The organism is Bradyrhizobium sp. RDM12 (assembly GCF_051917485.1).
Lineage (GTDB): Bacteria > Pseudomonadota > Alphaproteobacteria > Rhizobiales > Xanthobacteraceae > Bradyrhizobium.
The window spans coordinates 5902310-5918375 of the sequence record NZ_CM133064.1 but is presented as its reverse complement, the minus strand read 5'-3'; the positions used below and the strand labels follow the sequence as shown (position 1 = coordinate 5918375).

General features: G+C 60.3%; 17 protein-coding genes, 1 pseudogene and 1 other annotated feature. Of the genes and pseudogenes, 8 read left to right on the top strand and 10 right to left on the bottom strand.

What is annotated here, in order from left to right; all coding sequences use genetic code 11:
- Positions 1–411: 411 nt before the first annotated feature.
- Together ACTGJ9_RS29110 and ACTGJ9_RS29105 are read left to right on the top strand one after the other, a co-directional pair.
- Positions 412–762 (top strand): hypothetical protein, encoded by a 351-nt coding sequence (locus tag ACTGJ9_RS29110; protein ID WP_456673874.1) that lies wholly within the window; start codon positions 412–414, stop codon positions 760–762.
- 112 nt (positions 763–874) lie between these two features.
- Complete coding sequence (locus ACTGJ9_RS29105) at positions 875–1696, top strand: reverse transcriptase domain-containing protein (RefSeq protein WP_456673873.1); 822 nt, start codon at positions 875–877, stop codon at positions 1694–1696.
- A gap of 147 nt (positions 1697–1843) precedes the next feature.
- Here ACTGJ9_RS29105 and ACTGJ9_RS29100 read toward each other — a convergent pair whose 3' ends face one another.
- Complete coding sequence (locus ACTGJ9_RS29100) at positions 1844–3739, bottom strand: serine hydrolase (protein ID WP_456673872.1); 1896 nt, start codon at positions 3737–3739, stop codon at positions 1844–1846.
- A gap of 133 nt (positions 3740–3872) precedes the next feature.
- On the opposite strand from ACTGJ9_RS29100, the gene ACTGJ9_RS29095 reads away from it, so the two are divergent.
- The 3 genes from ACTGJ9_RS29095 to ACTGJ9_RS29085 all read left to right on the top strand — a co-directional run bounded on the left by ACTGJ9_RS29095 (position 3873) and on the right by ACTGJ9_RS29085 (position 5463).
- Entirely contained in the window at positions 3873–4154 is a 282-nt protein-coding gene (locus tag ACTGJ9_RS29095) for a hypothetical protein (protein WP_456673871.1), read from the top strand.
- Positions 4155–4244: 90 nt separating this feature from the next.
- Complete coding sequence (locus ACTGJ9_RS29090) at positions 4245–4973, top strand: MFS transporter (protein WP_456673870.1); 729 nt, start codon at positions 4245–4247, stop codon at positions 4971–4973.
- 103 nt (positions 4974–5076) lie between these two features.
- Complete coding sequence (locus ACTGJ9_RS29085; RefSeq protein ID WP_456673869.1) at positions 5077–5463, top strand: hypothetical protein; 387 nt, start codon at positions 5077–5079, stop codon at positions 5461–5463.
- A gap of 501 nt (positions 5464–5964) precedes the next feature.
- On the opposite strand, the gene ACTGJ9_RS29080 is transcribed toward ACTGJ9_RS29085, so the two are convergent.
- From ACTGJ9_RS29080 to ACTGJ9_RS29060, 5 genes are all read right to left on the bottom strand, one after another.
- Positions 5965–6093, bottom strand: a complete 129-nt coding sequence (locus ACTGJ9_RS29080) for a hypothetical protein (RefSeq protein WP_456673868.1) — start codon at positions 6091–6093, stop codon at positions 5965–5967.
- 1051 nt (positions 6094–7144) lie between these two features.
- A complete protein-coding gene (locus ACTGJ9_RS29075) occupies positions 7145–8104 on the bottom strand; it encodes an alpha/beta hydrolase (RefSeq protein WP_456673867.1) in 960 nt (319 codons plus the stop codon).
- 40 nt (positions 8105–8144) lie between these two features.
- On the bottom strand, positions 8145–8576 hold the full coding sequence (locus tag ACTGJ9_RS29070) for an AraC family transcriptional regulator (RefSeq protein ID WP_456673866.1): 432 nt from the start codon (positions 8574–8576) through the stop codon (positions 8145–8147).
- Positions 8516–9109 carry a helix-turn-helix transcriptional regulator gene (locus ACTGJ9_RS29065; RefSeq protein WP_456673865.1) on the bottom strand — a complete coding sequence of 198 codons (594 nt, stop codon included), beginning with the start codon at positions 9107–9109 and terminating at the stop codon, positions 8516–8518. The genes ACTGJ9_RS29070 and ACTGJ9_RS29065 overlap by 61 nt, the downstream gene beginning before the upstream one ends.
- 137 nt (positions 9110–9246) lie before the next feature.
- Positions 9247–9753 (bottom strand): GFA family protein, encoded by a 507-nt coding sequence (locus tag ACTGJ9_RS29060; RefSeq protein WP_456673864.1) that lies wholly within the window; start codon positions 9751–9753, stop codon positions 9247–9249.
- Between the two features lie 241 nt (positions 9754–9994).
- Between ACTGJ9_RS29060 and ACTGJ9_RS29055 the strand changes: the two genes are divergently transcribed.
- Both ACTGJ9_RS29055 and ACTGJ9_RS29050 read left to right on the top strand, forming a co-directional pair.
- On the top strand, positions 9995–10162 hold the full coding sequence (locus ACTGJ9_RS29055; RefSeq protein WP_456673863.1) for a hypothetical protein: 168 nt from the start codon (positions 9995–9997) through the stop codon (positions 10160–10162).
- Positions 10163–10246: 84 nt separating this feature from the next.
- The gene (locus ACTGJ9_RS29050) at positions 10247–10462 is read left to right on the top strand and encodes a hypothetical protein (RefSeq protein WP_456673862.1); all 216 of its coding nucleotides are present in this window, start codon (positions 10247–10249) and stop codon (positions 10460–10462) included.
- A gap of 280 nt (positions 10463–10742) precedes the next feature.
- Here ACTGJ9_RS29050 and ACTGJ9_RS29045 read toward each other — a convergent pair whose 3' ends face one another.
- From ACTGJ9_RS29045 to ACTGJ9_RS29030, 4 genes and pseudogenes are all read right to left on the bottom strand, one after another.
- On the bottom strand, positions 10743–11024 hold the full coding sequence (locus tag ACTGJ9_RS29045; RefSeq protein WP_456673861.1) for a hypothetical protein: 282 nt from the start codon (positions 11022–11024) through the stop codon (positions 10743–10745).
- 80 nt (positions 11025–11104) lie between these two features.
- The gene (locus tag ACTGJ9_RS29040; RefSeq protein ID WP_456673860.1) at positions 11105–11632 is read right to left on the bottom strand and encodes a hypothetical protein; all 528 of its coding nucleotides are present in this window, start codon (positions 11630–11632) and stop codon (positions 11105–11107) included.
- 733 nt (positions 11633–12365) lie between these two features.
- Positions 12366–13595: pseudogene (locus tag ACTGJ9_RS29035) on the bottom strand (IS3 family transposase).
- Positions 13196–13311 (bottom strand) — a sequence feature (AL1L pseudoknot). It overlaps the preceding pseudogene by 116 nt.
- Positions 13596–13791: 196 nt before the next feature.
- A complete protein-coding gene (locus ACTGJ9_RS29030; RefSeq protein ID WP_456673859.1) occupies positions 13792–14670 on the bottom strand; it encodes a transcriptional regulator GcvA in 879 nt (292 codons plus the stop codon).
- Positions 14671–14802: 132 nt separating this feature from the next.
- Between ACTGJ9_RS29030 and ACTGJ9_RS29025 the strand changes: the two genes are divergently transcribed.
- Positions 14803–15357: a carboxymuconolactone decarboxylase family protein gene (locus tag ACTGJ9_RS29025; RefSeq protein WP_456673858.1), complete on the top strand. Its 555-nt coding sequence runs from the start codon at positions 14803–14805 to the stop codon at positions 15355–15357.
- Positions 15358–16066 lie beyond the last annotated feature (709 nt).

Below are 16066 nucleotides of genomic sequence, written 5' to 3'. Positions count from 1 at the left end.
CAACTGGAGCCGAGCAAATCACACGGACAACAGCAACGGCGGTTTAATGCTGGTGCTCAACGTTTAGTTACGGATTGGATAAGACATGACACCCCGTAGCGATGCGACATTTGTGGACTTTGAGGGGACCGGCAAAGCTTGGGTGCATCGCGCGATTCCTTGGCGCGTCATAGATTCTGCTCGCGCAGCCGAAGGTACGTGCCGCTCGCATCACCCAAACCGCACTCACTTCTGTGTCCTTGAGATCCAGGAGCCATTATCCACGCCGGTGCCGATGCCGCGCAGCATCGCATCAGGCGGTGGTCATGGCGGAGTCGGACGGGGCAGTAGGAGCGTTGATGCCGGGTAATGCCGGCGGAGCAAAGGGCCCCGACTTCTGGTGTGCTTTTGAAGATGGTGAGGTGAAGGTGATTGGTGATGAGCCTGACAACGCCTGATAAGATCCGGAGCCTTCAGAGAAAGCTCTACTGCAAAGCGAAGGCGGAGCCCACCTTCCGCTTCTATCTGCTCTACGACAAGATCTGTCGCGAGGACATCCTGGTCCACGCCTATCGGCTCGCCCGCGTTAATGCGGGTGCACCGGTTGTGGATGGGATGACGTTTGCTCAGATTGAGGAGCAGGGCCTGGAAGCATGGTTGGCGGGCTTGCGCGAGGAACTGGTCTCGAAAACATACCGACCTGATCCGGTGCGGCGGGTGATGATCCCAAAGCGAATGGTGGCGAGCGTCCGCTCGGCATTCCGACCATTCGTGATCGTGTGATTCAGACTGCTGCCAAGATGGTGATCGAGCCGGTCTTCGAGGCTGACTTCGAGGACAATGCCTACGGCTACCGGCCCGCTCGCGGGGCTATGCTGACGTAGTTGATGCCGATTTGTCCAAGTACTTCGATACGATACCGCATTCCGAGCTGATAAAGTCAGTAGCCCGGCGTGTGGTGGATCGAAACGTCCTGCGCCTCATCAAGATGTGGCTGAGGGCGCCGATCGAGGAACGGGACGCCGACGAGACCCGGCGCATGAGTGGTGGCAAGCGAAACACGCGCGGCACGCCGCAAGGCGGCGTCGCAAGTTTACTGCTGGCCAACATCTACATGAATCGGTTCCTGAAGCATTGGCGTATGACTGAAAGCGGCGACACGTTCCGTGCTCACGTCGTCTCCTATGCCGACGACTTCGTTATCCTCAGCCGCGGCCGCGCGGCGGAGGCATTGGCGTGGACGAAGGCGGTGATGACCAAGCTCGGGTTGACGATCAACGAGGCGAAAACTTCGTTGAGAAACGCCCGAGAGGAACGCTTCGACTTCCTCGGCTACTCGTTCGGCGCGCATTGGTTTGAGGCGAACGGGAATTGGTATCTGGGTGCGAGCCCGTCCAAGAAGAGTGTGCAACGGCTCAAGACAAAGATCAGCGATCTACTGGTGCCGAGCAATATCGATCCATGGCCGGAAGTATGTGGCAAGCTGAACAGGTCTCTGCGAGGCTGGTCCAACTACTTTGGCTCCGATCTGCGGAGCAAGGCATACCGTAGCGTCGATCAATACGTCTCTGAACGTCTGCGCGGGTTCCTCGCGCGAAGACACAAAGTGCAAGGGCGCGGCAATCGTCGATTCACGTTCGATGTCATTCATCGAGAACTCGGCGTTCTGTGCCTTCAACGCCTGCCCAAAGCGGTCCCGTCGCGTGCATTGCGGTGAAGCCGGTCGGAAAGCCGGATGCCGGAAATCGGCACGTCCGGATTGATGAGCGGGGATGGGAAACGGGGCGTTGGCCATAGGCCCCAAGCTACCGCGCCAATCCTCGACTCTACCAGAGCGGTCCTTCGCGTCTTCTTTTCCTCCCCGTCAGTTGATCCGCTGACCTGTGATCTGCCAGGGCCCGTGATTGAGCACTAGGCCCGTCGCCTTGCCGATCTCATCGTGCAGGAAAGCAAGACGCGTGTGCTCGCCGCTATCGACGAAAAACTCATCGTTCGACATCGGGACCAGCGTGATGGGCATCCCCTTCTCGAAGTCGAGCACCGGCAGCGATCCGCCGGCCTCGACCTGGAGCTTGCCATCCGTGATCGCGACATGGAGATCGGTGCCAAGCGGTGCGATCACAGCGCGAACGATCGTCAACTCGATCGGCTCGTTCTGCCCCTTGCGCGCGATGGTCAGGCGGATCGAGCTGTTCACCGGCCCGCGCATCTTGTCGAGAACCTGATCGAGCGATTTGCCTTGTGTCGCTTTCCCATCCAGATGTGTGATGATGTCATCAGCCATGACGCCGGCCTTGGCTGCAGGCGTGCCCTGGATTGGGAATTTCACCTCGAGGCGACCGTCCTGTATCGCGATCTGGATGCCAAGACCGCCAATCTCGTCTTGCCGGTCTCGGGAGCTCAGCGTTGCGAACCTGTACGTGCCCGCGAAGGGCGCGAGTGCGGCTTGATCGACGCCAGCATCGGCTGATGCCGGCACACCTTGATCAGGAACACTGAAGGCTCCGTAGACGAGACCGTGAAACGCAGAATTGAACATGGCGAACTTGTTCGGCGCGACGTGGATGAGATTGATGGCGATCAATTGCTCCGCCGGATCAACCCAGAAATGAGTACCCCAGACCCCATTCCAGGAGAAGCTGCCGACCGATCCGGCGACGGAGCTTCGTGCGGCTTCGCTGCGAATGGCAAAGCCAAGTCCCCAAACCGAGCCGTCGGCGATGCGCTTCCCGGGCGGCACGGCGCTCGTGGTCATCCGCCGCACGATCTCAGGCGACAGAATGCGCACGCCGTCGAGTTCGCCACCATTGAGGAGCATCTGACAGAACCTGAGATAGTCGGCCGCCGTCGACACCAGTCCGCCGCCACCCGAGAACAGCGTGGTCGGCTTGGTGACATCCCGGTCCGGAAGCATCGCCGCCCCAGCGGGCGGGTCGACGAGGCGCGCGAGCTTCTCCGGCGGCACCCAGAACCCGGTGTCGACCATACCGAGCGGCTTGAACAGCCGGTTGTCGAGAAACCGATCGAACGGCTGGCCCGACGCGACCTCAATCACACGCCCGAGCACGTCAGCATTGTGACCATACTCCCAGACTTCTCCGGGCTGATGAGCGAGCGGGAGCCGCGCCAAACGGGCTACGAAGTCCTTGAGGGTGCCGTCACGCGCCAGGCCCTTCGCGGTTAGTCCGCTCTCCCGATAAAGCCTGTGCACCGCCGTATTACCCGAATCTGCGTAAGTGAGGCCGGATGTCTGACGCAGCAGATCCTCCACCGTCATCGGATGCTTCTGCGGCTCATATGCGATCTGGGTCTTGCCGGTCACAGGATCTTTGGTCTCGACTGCGACCATTATATTCCTGAGTTCGGGAAGATAGTTGGCGACCGGGGCAGCAAGATCGAGCTTCCCCTCCTCAACCAGCATCATCGCGGCCACGCTGGTGACGGGCTTAGTCATCGAAGCAATCCAGAAGATCGCATCAGGTTGCAGCGGGCTGGTCTTTGCACGGTCGTGAAAGCCGACTGCTCGCATATACGCCACTCTGCCGTTCCGCGCGATGGCCGCGACCGCGCCCGAGAAGGCGCCGGCATTGACCTGTGTCTGCTGCCAAGCGGCGATCCGTGACAGCCGCGGCGCCGAGAAGCCAAGCGCTTCAGTATCGCTGATGGGTGAGACGTCGTACGCACGGCCGTCGGTGGCAAGGCCGAGAGTCACGAGGTGGAGGATCGACAATGCCGCGAGACGGCGACGCAGGGGCTTCATCCGGACGTCCCTTTCCAACTTGGCGACAGCGAGGGGCGCAATTGTCTACGTCATCGTGCCATTCGGCAGATGTGCTACAATTTGTAGCATTGACGAGGTGGGAGGTCAATCAGCAAGCTTCTAATTGTGGCCCATGGTCACCTCGCCCAAGGAAACACTGGCAATCGCCCCAAGCGATCGATTTGTCTTTGGTGATGGTAAGAATGAGGTCTTCAAGTTCTCCCTTCCAGCTTCTACCGAACCGACATCATCTACGGAGGCCGCGGTAATGATGCGATTGACCTTCCTGGAACAGCCGCGCGGTGGACTTGGCATGCATCTCCTACAAACCCTCGCCATTGTCCCGAAGCTGCATTGCGCCTTCGCTAACACCTCCGCGGACAAGTCGCTGCGCTTGCAACGACTGAACGCGTAACACTCGTGCTATCATTCGTGAATCGCTTTCCACGACTACCGCGTGTAGGTAGTGCGCGCCGCTCGGGAGCGGCTGTGACTGGGGCCGCACATGCACGACGAGACGTCACCGCGCTACGCTGGCTGGAGGGTCGTGCTTGCCTGCTTCCTGCTGGCGCTGTCGATCTTCGGCTTTGCTCTGTATGGGCAGGGTGTCTACCTGGTACAGCTGCAGCGGCTGAACGGCTGGCCGGCCTCGCTGATCTCGGGTGCCAGCACGCTGTCGCTCTTGATCGGTAATGTCATCGTCATTTTCACCGACGAGATCGTGCGGCGGCTCGGCCTGAAGCGACTGGCACTGGCAGGCATTGCGTGCCTCGCCACCTCGATGGTGCTGCTCGCCTTCGCTGCCGCGCCGTGGACCCTGTATGCGGCATTCGCGTTAATGTCGCTCGGCTGGGTGGGCATGGGCACCGTAATAATTTCGGCGGTTGTCGGTGCCTGGTTCGTTCGGCGCCGTGGCCTTGCAATTAGTTTGGCCTTCCTCGGCGCCAGTTCGGGCGGCGTCATCGTGACGCCATTGCTGGTGGTTCTGGTGAGCCACCTCGGATTTCAGACCGCGATGCTGGCCGCGAGCGGAGTCCTGCTGATCTTTCTGGTGCCGGCTACGCTCGCCTGGATCGGCCCGCCGCCGAATGCGGGCGTGACGGCTGCGACCGCCAACCAATCCGCGCCGGCGCCCATCAGCAGCATCTCCCGCAGGGAGGTGGTGCGCCGGCCGGCGTTCTGGACCATCGTGATTCCTTTGCGCTCGGGATCGTCGCGCAGGTCGGCTTCATAGTGCACCAGATCGCGATAGTTGAGCCGAAGATCGGAGCTGTCAGGGCAGGGCTCGCCGTCAGCGTGATGACTTTGATGGCGCTCGTTGGACGGCTCTCCTTAGCGTGGTCGCCGACCGCCTCGATCCGCGACTTGCTGCCGCCGCCTCATTGGTGAGCCAGGCCGCGGCGCTGTCGATCATCTGCCTGACGGATGACGTCCAGCTTGTGCTCCTGGCCTCTGCCGTGTTCGGTTTCTCGGTCGGCAACCTCATCACGCTACCGCCGCTGATCATCCACCGCGAGTTCGAGGTGCAAAGCTTCACGGTGGTAATGGGGCTGTTCACCTCGATCAGCGGCACGGTCGGCGCCTTGGGTCCCGGATTGATCGGTCTCATCCGCGGCTGGAGAGGCGACTACGGCGCTGCGCTGCTATTGGCGATTACGCTGGAAGCGATCGCCGCGGCGATCGTGCTCGCGCGGGCCGGAAATCTTAGGGTGGGCGAGGCGTAGCGTGCCCACCGCAGTACGCAGCGAGCTTCCTGCTTCGCGGTTCGAACTTACTTGGTACCTCGAGCAAGGAGTGCACGCATTTTGTCGGCAGCAGCGCCTTTGATCGGGTGAGCTAGATATGTCAACCATGAGATTTCGAGGCTATCGAGTTATCATCGCCAACAGAGCGCGGATCGCTCGATCCGCGGGCTCAGACGAGCAGGGCTGTAGCCGCGCTGTGGCAAGCGCGCGAATAGTCGTGAACAGGGCTTGGTCGTTGCTCGGTGGACCCGGCCTTTGCAGCATGCGCGATTTTCGGAATCAGCCACTCACAGATGACAAGACAAGCGCAACCAAAAGCCCGATCACCACAAGCACTCCAGTAATCTTTTGCGCGACCTCGGTTGCTCGGGTATCATCGTATTCACGACCATGGTGAGAAGCGCGCGGCTGCTATCGCATTCACGGTCGCGGTCAGTTTACGGGAAGCTCCGGCCAGGAACACCGCTCCGCAGAGCGAGCTCAGACCTGACAGTACGGCGATCGTGATCCATAGCCCGAAATGTAGTGCGCGCTCCGCCCGGCCTTGCGCATGCCGACCGCGCTCGAGAGCCCCTCCGGGAAATTGGACAGGAAGTTCGCGGCGAGCATACGCCTTTTCCGCTTAACAGCGTGAGACCGAGGACGACGCTTTCGGGTATTCCGTCGAGCAGAGAGCCGATCGCGATGGCCATACCGCCGCCCTTTGCGGCTTGCCGCTGTTGATCGCCGGACTGCTTCCGATGATGCCGGCCACGTATTGAAACGATGTGATCGGCGATTGCGCACGATACGGATCCGATGAGGGCGCCGGCAACTATCGGCAATAATCCGCCGTCCTGATAACCATCTTCGAGCAGATCGTATGCCACCGCGGAGATCAGGACGCCGCTCCAAAAGACATAATCCCAGCAGTAAGCCATTTGGGCGGTGCCGCGAGGTATGCCACAGCGGCTCCTTCGACCAACGAAGAAGCTTCCAGCAAGCCCCACAGGCCAGCGGTTAACCAGATGGGCGTCACACGCCTACTCCACTGCCAGCACCCGTGCCCGTCCAGCACAAGAGCGCATCCCTGACGAAACGTTTCCTCCGGGAGGTGCTCACCGGTGTCCCCAGACCAGGATGGCGGCCAAGGTGCTGCTGCCAACACAACAGCCGCGATCGCTGACCTGGAATTGCCGAAATATCTATGCCTAACCGGCTCCAAGGTTCATGCGGTTCTTTCGCCCGAGAAAGCGAGCAGCAACGTGGGGCTTTGCCAACTACAACGCAGTCGAGTGGGTGATCGACCACAACGTCGGCATCGAGCTGCGCGGGATCGTTCTGCCCAGAGGGCTCACGATCCAACCTGCCAGAAGCGCCGCGAGAGCTAACCAATTCTCCCCTCGTTCCACAAGTCTTCCTCTGGAAGTAGCCATACGCGAAAGCGTCTGCAAGGAATGTCCCGAGGCAGAATTGCTGCGCTCGCGCTGAGACTTGCCGCATTTGACCCATATTCGGAAATTCTTCGCGGGCCGCGAATAAAAAATTTCGCGGCCGTCCGATCTCCGACTCTGCGCTGGGCCTTGTCAATGTGTATGGCATCTGGTGCCAGATGAGGGGCGGATAGTGGGCCAATTGACCCACTATCCGCTCTGCCGATAGGCCGACGGCATCGCACCGGCTATGACTGCCCGGAAATAGCGGGAACGATAATCCGAAAGGCTTGCGCGTTGTGGATCATGTCGGTGTGTTTCATGCCGGGCACCACCGTAACGGGGATGTTCACGCCGAGGTGCTGTAACAGCCGCGCGTATTGATCTGCGATGACCTGCTCGTCCGCATCTCCGACGAAGATGGTGGCAGGGCGCTGTATATTTCTCAGATACGTTTCGTACTGGTGTCCGGCGCCGAAGTTATTCAATAGCCTATAGGAATAGCTCGCGGTCATTGATTTCGCGCTCTCGGGTGTTATCGCGTAGCTGATGACGGGCAATCCGTCGAAGAGGCGAATGCCAAAGCGATTGAGCCACGCGATCACCACGATCCGTGGAACCGCCACGTTGATCCAGCCGCCGGCGTTCGGCCGCAAGGTCGGTGCGTTCGAGAACGTGGTCGGCGAAAGCAGCACGTAACGGTCAAACAGCGCGCCGTAGGGGCCGCCGGCGAAACGGATGCTGAAGCCTGCGCCGGCGGAGAACCCGACTAGCGTACGGGTCTCGCCGCTTTTGGGTTGCCCAAGCTGGGCGACAAAGTCCGCGAGATCATCGTCGAGCTGTCCGATGTAGGCGATGTCGCCGCGCCGACCGGAACCGCCATGGCCTCTTATGTCAGGCACATAGACCGTCACGCCGGCGGCCTGCAGCGCCGCTGCCAGATCATGCATGCTGGCTCCGGGACCCGCCGAGCCGTGCACCAGAACGGCCACTTTGTCCGGGGCTGCCGGGTAGGCGTAATATTGCAAGCTTGTGCCGTCGCGCGCCTCGAAATGCTGGGGTGTCGGAAATTTCGGATTAGTTTGAGCGGGCGTCGCCATGGAAGCCATGGCAGGCGGCGAGGTCGGCGCATCGAACGCGATCACGCCAACGGGGATCGCCGCAACCACTAGCAGCAAGATAAACACGCCAATCAAAAACTTGCGCATAACGTCTCCGAACATGAGCTCAAGATAACCATGGCAAGTTTCACAGCCGCTCGATCGGCAGACAGAGCTCGCAGCGTAGGTGATCGGCCGGAAGTTGCAGATCGTGATCTCGGCGAAGTTCGAGGCGCGGCCTATCGCAGGGTTGATAGCCGCTGGCCGGAAGCCACTCTGTGTATAGCCTTGCCCAGGCATCAATGATGACGGCCGCCGACCCCTGAAAGCGAGCGACGGCGTATTTGCCTCCGGGCAGATCGGTGACGTTGACGGCGCGGTCCGGTTTAAAATCGCGACTTACGACAACACCGGCGTCGTAACGCAGCTTCTCCGGCGGGACAATGCCTGGCGCGTCGTGACCGATGCCGACCATGAGCAGGCCGGCAAGCTGCAGGTCCCGGCTTCGTATCCAGCGCCTCAGGCTCGCCCAGAGATCGGAGATGGCGCCGCTCGTACCATACGGCCCGACGTGACGCATATATGCGATACGGGATGCCGGAATCTCCTTATTTCGACTCGCATCGCGAACCCCTCTTGGCGCATCGATGCATGATGCCCGATCCGCTTGGCGGCTGCTTTGCGATTCTTGCGCTTTGCTTGACCTGGGTTGCGTTTCGGTTTGCCGCGCACGCCTTGGGGCTGGTGTTGGTCGCGCCAGTGCTGTCCTCCGTCCGAGCGCCACTGCGTCGCGCTCATCCCGAAATGCGCCCTGAATGCGCGTGCGAATGTCGCTGCCGATGAGAAGCCGTATCGATACGCGACGTCGAGAATACTGGTCTCGGGCAACGAGATGAGTGCGCCGGCTGCGCGCTCAAGGCGGACACGCCTAATGAAATCCGAGAGCGTCTCGCCGGTGATCGCCGCAAAGACGCGATGGAAGTGGAAGGGCGAAAAGGCCGCGACACGGGCCAGGCGTTCGAGCGTTAAGTCGTCGGCGAGGTGACCCTGCACATAGTCGATAACGCGGTTGATCCGCCGCTCATATTCCCGGCGGCTGGAAGGCGCCTTCATGCTGAGCTTATGCCTCAGGTAGGTACCCTGGTTACAAACGGCTGGGCCCCTACACGAACAGCCAGCGCCACCATTAGGAGCAGGAATACGAACACGGCCATTCGACCCTCGTCCTCCTTTATGTCATCGGATTTAGCTCAATTCTCCACGGCCAACCCTTCACCATGACAGTACCAATCAGCGCGAGACGCCCAATGGACGTGGCGGTCAGGTGTGGCGCCAAGCGACTTGTCGAAGGCACCCGCATGAATGATCGCCTCCCGTCCGCTGCGCGTAAGATGCGGCATTGGGCTTCCACACTGGTTGCAAAAGGCCGTTGCGAAGCTCTTTGCCTGCGGCAAGTCAAAACGTACGACCGATTTCTCGCCGCGAAGCCAGCGAAAGGCCGACGCCTTAACGATCACCTCGCAAGAATGCGCGGTTCCCGTCGCTTTCCGACAGCGGGAGCAATGGCAATTCAGGAAGCAGTCAAAGGGGCCATCGACCTCGAATGCGACCTCACCGCAGATGCAGCTTCCCTGGTAGGCTTCCATTCTTTTCCCCTCATACACGACGGATTTGATAGCGGTCCTCTTGCTTCCCGTCACGTCCGTTTTTGGCTCTTTGGGGGCGGCCCGCTGCGCGACAGTCAGCTTCTGGGCCATCCCGCTAGTTGGCACTCCGCAACGACATGTCCGGAGCGAGAGGTAGAGCGGAAGTCGTCCCACTCTGGGTCCGACCGCCGCCTCTGACCCCACGCGATAGCGTATATTTCGGCAAGCTCATACGCCGTCTTTCGGGACGGCCTTTTTCTTTTCAGGAGACATGCGTGACCACAGGATACACCCCGATCTACCGCATCGTGAAGGACGGGGAGGACGTCACCGGAAACTCAACGACCGCACGTTGCAGATCAAGGTGGACCTCCAGTCTGGCAGGGGCAACGACGACCAACGCACCATCCTCGTCGACGATCGCGACTGGCGTGTCGCCCGCCCGATCCCGGACTACGTGGTCCAGATCTGGCTCAGGTATGAGGAGGTCGGTCTCGCCTACATGGGTCGTTCACGATAGACGATGTCACCTTCCTCGGCCCGCCGCGCAACATCATGCTCATCGGCAAATCGACCAGTTCGAGCGGATCCAGAAAGCTCTACCATGAAGGAGTTCGAAAAAAATCGGTATGCGAGATCCTCGGCCAGATGGCCGGTCAGAGCGGTCTCGGTCTCGCCATCTCAGGCGACCTCCGGTTCACTCAAAATCTCCTTCAAAAATCAGGTTGTCCGCAACCTGCACATGATCCACGAGCTGGAGCGCCTCACGGGCGCCATTGCCAATGGTCGTGGACGGCTAGCTGATGTTCGTCAAGGCTGATGAGGCGAGACCGCGAGCGGCATTCCGCTTGCGACGCTGGTTCTTCTGCTGGAGCACTTCGGCACCTGGCACGTCCGTTCCGTTACGCGCGAGGAGCAGGAAACTGGGTGATCCACCCATGGTGTTCGGCACGCGCATGGGCGGCAGCGTGTGCGTCCGTGCAGCCGGAACTTCGAACTATACGCTCACTACCAGGTGAGCAAAGGCGAGGAGGCGGCAATCACGCCGTCTCCCATCCACCAATGACGCAGCTTATGAGAGTCCTGCAAACTGGGCGAGTTCATAGCTCCGTAACGTCCGCGCGCTGAAAGGCCAGCTCGGCATGCCATCGATCAATAGCTTCATATAAATGCGATGATTCTGCAGGTTTATCAGCGTCCTCCTGCTCAAAGACCAATTGAAACTCGCGAACGACGTAAGAGGCATCTTCCGGGCCTACGCGTAAGGAGATAGACGTGCCAATGTTGCCGAGGACAGCGTGCCGGAGTTCAGGTGTCAGCTGATGCATAAATTGGTGCGCGATGGCAAGCCCAATCCGGTATTTGCGCAGTTCTGAGAGCATGTTGGCGAGCGCTAGCGTGGTGAAACTCTGGAACTAATCGATATAAATGAAGAAGTCGCGACGCTTCGCTGCCGGAGTATCTACGCGAGTATATGCGGCAAGTCCCAACGTGGTAACCAAAGGCCGCCAAGAAGCGAAGAACTATCTTCGCCGATACGCCCCTTTGCCAGATTTGCAATCAGTACCTTGCCTTCATCCATGACCTGGCGAATACGGATCTCCCGCTTGGGAGCGCTGAGCATGCGCGCGAGAGCCGTATCTGCCAAGAACGCGCCGACCTTATTCTGTATCGGGGCGCTTGCATCAGTGCGATAGCTGGACGAAAACTTTTCGTATTCCTGCTCAAAGAACCGGCGTACGGGTTGGTTCTGCACAGCGCGACCGATCTGCTTCCTGTAATCTTTATCCGAAAGCATCCTCAGGATATCGTGCATGGTTGCTTCGGGCTGCTCCAAAAGCGCCATGAGCACGCTGCGCAGAATATGGTCCACCTGTCCGCTGGTTACCCGCTGATCCCGCATCCCGAACAGGATGATTGCAAAACAGTGGAGCGCCCACGGTAGCGCCCCTTCGTATCGCGGGATGAGCGACACCAAGTCCGGCAGCACGCGCACCTCTCTCGGGACGAGGCGCGGCCGGAGCACGAAGACCGGGCCGAATCTCTCGAGGCCAAGCCGGCTGCTTTGGCCGGTTCGAACTCCGTTCCGATGATGCTAGTCCCGTCCGTTGGTAGTTTAAAACGTTTGCCATTGACAGTTGTTGAACCTGCCTGGAGAAGCGGAGACAGACGATAACGATGCCGGACCCACTTCCGCTTTTTCGTTGTCCGCCTCAGAAGGCGAGGCCGGGCGTTCAGGTGGTACCTGTGCACGATGGACGGCCCTCATGCAGGGATCGGAAAGAAGCCGGAATGCCGCAAGGTATCAAGCCAGTCGCGCGCTTCTAATGATGTTGCCGACTCGATCGCGCCGACAGGAGCCCATCGCGCCGAACGCCTTCATGCGGCTGAATGGCCTGCCCCAAATCGCTTACGAGCAGGGTCTGGAGTGTAGGACTTTGCATATCGGTGTGGCTTCGCGACCTTGACATCGCTTCAAATGCGTCCGGAAAATTGTCGAGATCAGGAGCGCGCTCGTCTAGATCCACGACAAGTCGATCCGTTTCCAGCACGAGATGCACAAGCCTCGACGACTTTCACATGAGCTTGTCACGGATCGAACAGGGCAGCATCAATCAGGCCTGAAGGTAGGTGACTCAGGCCCGCGTGCCGCTTTTGGTCGGCATCACCTTCTTGGATCGAGCTGAACCGCCCCGGGTTTGCCGGAGGCCATTTGGTTTAAGTTATGCCGCCATGGCCGGTTGTTCCAGCATGGCGTAGTAGCGTTGCTCGGCTTCGGCGGGCGGTATGTTGCCGATGGGCTCCAGGAGCCGCCGGTTGTTGAACCAGTCGACCCATTCCAGCGTCGCGAACTCGACGGCCTCGAAGCTGCGCCATGGTCCGCGCCGATGGATCACCTCGGCCTTGTAGAGCCCGTTGATGGTTTCGGCGAGAGCGTTGTCATAGGAATCTCCGACGCTGCCGACAGAAGGCTCGACGCCTGCTTCAGCCAGGCGCTCGGTGTATTTGATTGAGACGTATTGGCTGCCCCTGTCGCTGTGGTGGACGAGCCCGCCGCAATGGACCGGCCGACGATCATGCAATGCCTGCTCCAGCGCATCGAGCACGAAGCCTGCATGCGCCGTGCGCGAGGCTCGCCAGCCCACGATCCTGCGGGCATAGGCGTCGATCACAAAGGCGACGTAGACAAAGCCCGTCCAGGTCGCGACATAGGTGAAGTCGGAGAGCCAGAGGACGTTCGGCCTTGGCGCCTTGAATTGGCGGTTGACGTGATCCAGCGGGCATGGCGCGGCCTTGTCGCTGATCGTGGTTTTGACCGGCTTGCCGCGGATAACACCTTGCAAACCCATGTCCCTCATTAGTCGCGACACGGTGCAACGGGCAACATCGAAGCCTTCGCGCTTGAGCTGCCGCCAGACCTTGCGCACGCCATAGACGGAGAAGTTCTCATCGAACACGCGCCGGACTTCAATCTTCAACCTGACATCCTGCCTGGCGCGCGCCGACAGCTTGGCCGGATCGCGCCGTTTGGCCACATGGGCGTGGTAGGTCGAGGGGCGATCGGCAAGACCTTGCAGATCGGCTCGACCCCATGCGCCCCACGATGATCGTCAATGAAGGCGATCATGGCTTGACCGGCGGTCGAGCTCCGCCATCGCAAAATATGCGCTTGCCTTGCGCAAGATCTCGTTGGCCTGCCGAAGCTCGCGGTTCTCTCGCTCCAGGGCCTTCAGCCTCTCGGCCGTGTCCGTCGGAACGCCGGCCCGCTGCCCGCTATCGACCTCGGCCTTCTTGACCCAGTCATGCAGCGTCTGCGGCGTGCAGCCGATCTTGGCCGCGATTGACGTCACTGCCGCCCACCGCGACGGGTGCTCGCCGGCGTGATCCAGAACCATCCGAACCGCTCGGGTCCGGACCTCGGATGAGAACTTGTTCGTCGTCTTGCTCGTCATGGCTCCATCCTCTCAGGAGTTGGAGCCTCCGGCAAACCCGGGGCGGTTCAAGCCAGTGGCATCGTTGATCTCATTGTGGTGAGACAGGTTCGAGAAGTTGGACGGGAATCCGTGTAGAGTCACGCCGCAACGAAATCGCAACTCCGAAGCTTAGCGATCATTGGCGAGAGGCTATATTTGTACTTAACGTTATGCGCTACCCTGCCTCGATCATCAGCCAATCGCGAAACACCCTCACGCCGGGCCGCTGCAGGGCGCTTTGTGGATAGACCACGTAATAGGCGAAGCCGGCAGGCAGGCTCAATTGGAACGGCCGCACCAGCCGGCCTGCGGCAAGGTCGTCGGCCACCAATGCGCTGCGGCCGAGCGCGACGCCTTCGCCTTGGACCGCAGCCAGGATGGCATGGTCGGACGACAGAAACGTCGGACCGCGTTGTGGATCGACATTGTAAATGCTGGCCCTGTGCAGCCATATCGCCCAATCGACTGTGAAAACGTCATGGAGGAGTGTGTGGCGAGCGAGGTCGGCGGGCGTGCGCAACGGATGCCGACCGTTGAGCAGCTTGGGGCTGCAGACCGGAAAATGTTCTTCGTTCATCAGCAATTCCGCCGAGAGGCCGAGGTACTTGCCACCACCACAGCGGATCGCGATATCGATCCCGTCGCTGACAAAATCCGCCAGCCGCTCCGACGTCGCCACCCGTATGTCGATATCGCCATGGGCCTGCCGAAACCGAGAAAGCCTGGGCATGAGCCATCTGGCTGCGAACGAGTCGATCGTGCTGACGTTGACAATCCCGGATCTGTGCCCGGTTGCTGCCGACGTCGCCGCCGCAAGTTGTTCGAGGACGTTACGAATGTCGGCGGCAAAGGATGCACCGATTGGCGTCAGCCGCACCGAGCGAGTCGCCCGTATCATCAGTTGCACGCCGAGTTGATCTTCGAGATTGCGCACGGCGCGGCTTACGGCGCCGTGGGTCACGTGTAACTCGTCGGCCGCTCTGGAAAAACTCAGATGGCGGGCTGCGGCTTCAAAGCTCGGGAGCGCATTTAGCGGCGGGAGGCGGCGTCGCATGGGTCGGAATCATCTGTGAGCGATGATCACATATAGCGCCCCATTAGTCGTTTGTCATCAAGGCTCAGGAGGTGTTTTGCTTCACATCGTACGGAGTTGACGGATTCGCCGGACGAGGAAGAGGGGTTCCCCATGCTGGAAGGAAAAACGCGCATCCCGCCGGTCGTCGTAGAGACGTGCGCAAGCGACTTGCGCGAAACTCTGGAAGAGCAACGCAAACTGTGGGGCACGCCGCTTTATCCCTACCTCTTCTACGCGCGCCACCCGGCGTACTTCCGCGCCGCGAGGTCGATGTGGGCCGCTCTTCAAGAAGAGGCGACGCGCGTGCCCGCACCGCTCAGAGCACTGCTGAACCGTCGCGTCGCCTGGTGGAATTGCTGCGAATACTGCCAGGACGCCCATGCTGCCAAGGGCAGCAAGCTCGGCATCTCGACAGAGAAAATCGAGGCGCTCAACGACTACACAAACAGCTCGCTCTTCAGCGACGCAGAGAGGCTGGCGCTTGAGTACGCTGACGCGATCACGGACACGCACCGCGACGTTGACGATGACTTGTTCGCACGCCTGCAATGGCATTACGACGACGACACCATCGCGGAACTAACGATGATCATCGCGTGGCAGAACGCGGGCACGCGGTTCAATCGGGCATTTCGTATCCCATCGCAAGGGTTCTGGAAACGATGACCGTAGTACCGTAGTGAATCCCGGAGGCAATCAGATGAACGGTATTGGCACATAGCCGCGGCATTCAATGTCGGATCATCGCCGCGCTATTCAAACGACCTTCTTGAATCCAGGTGGAAGAATAATTGTCGGCTTTCCGAGTGCTTTCACGGGATAAAGCAAGACAGTGACGTTGTGCGTGGTGTCGAACGCTTCCGCCACGCACTCGTGGGGAGTGCCACTGCAATCTGTCAGAGAAAGCGTCGTCGGACGCGTCATCTTCCTGCCTATCGGCAGGATACGGCCGAGACAATGATCGGGCGTGATGACGCTGTCTGTAGGTTTGCCAAATTGATTGATAAAGCAAGGTGATGATCCGGTCCTGCTGTTGGCCGAGATTCGCGCAACCCACGACGAACTCGGCAGTCGCGTCGATCGCGTGCCGGACAGGCGCGCGGCCTGCAATGCGCCAGCACGAGCACCGCGCCAGCGACCCCAGCCAGTTTTGCCAAACGCTCGGCAAGACAGCGACGGCCGGCGAGCCGCGTGCCAAGCACCGGCGAATCCGTCGGCCCTATAAAACCAGGGTTCGCATCCCATCCAAGCTCGACTCACATATTGCCACGATCCAGGCCTGGCTCGCTGCGCAACGGCAGCTAACTGCACTCGCTATCCTCGGCCGGCTGAGCGAGAAACACCCGAGGAGTTCGGGACGAGACAGCATTCGATC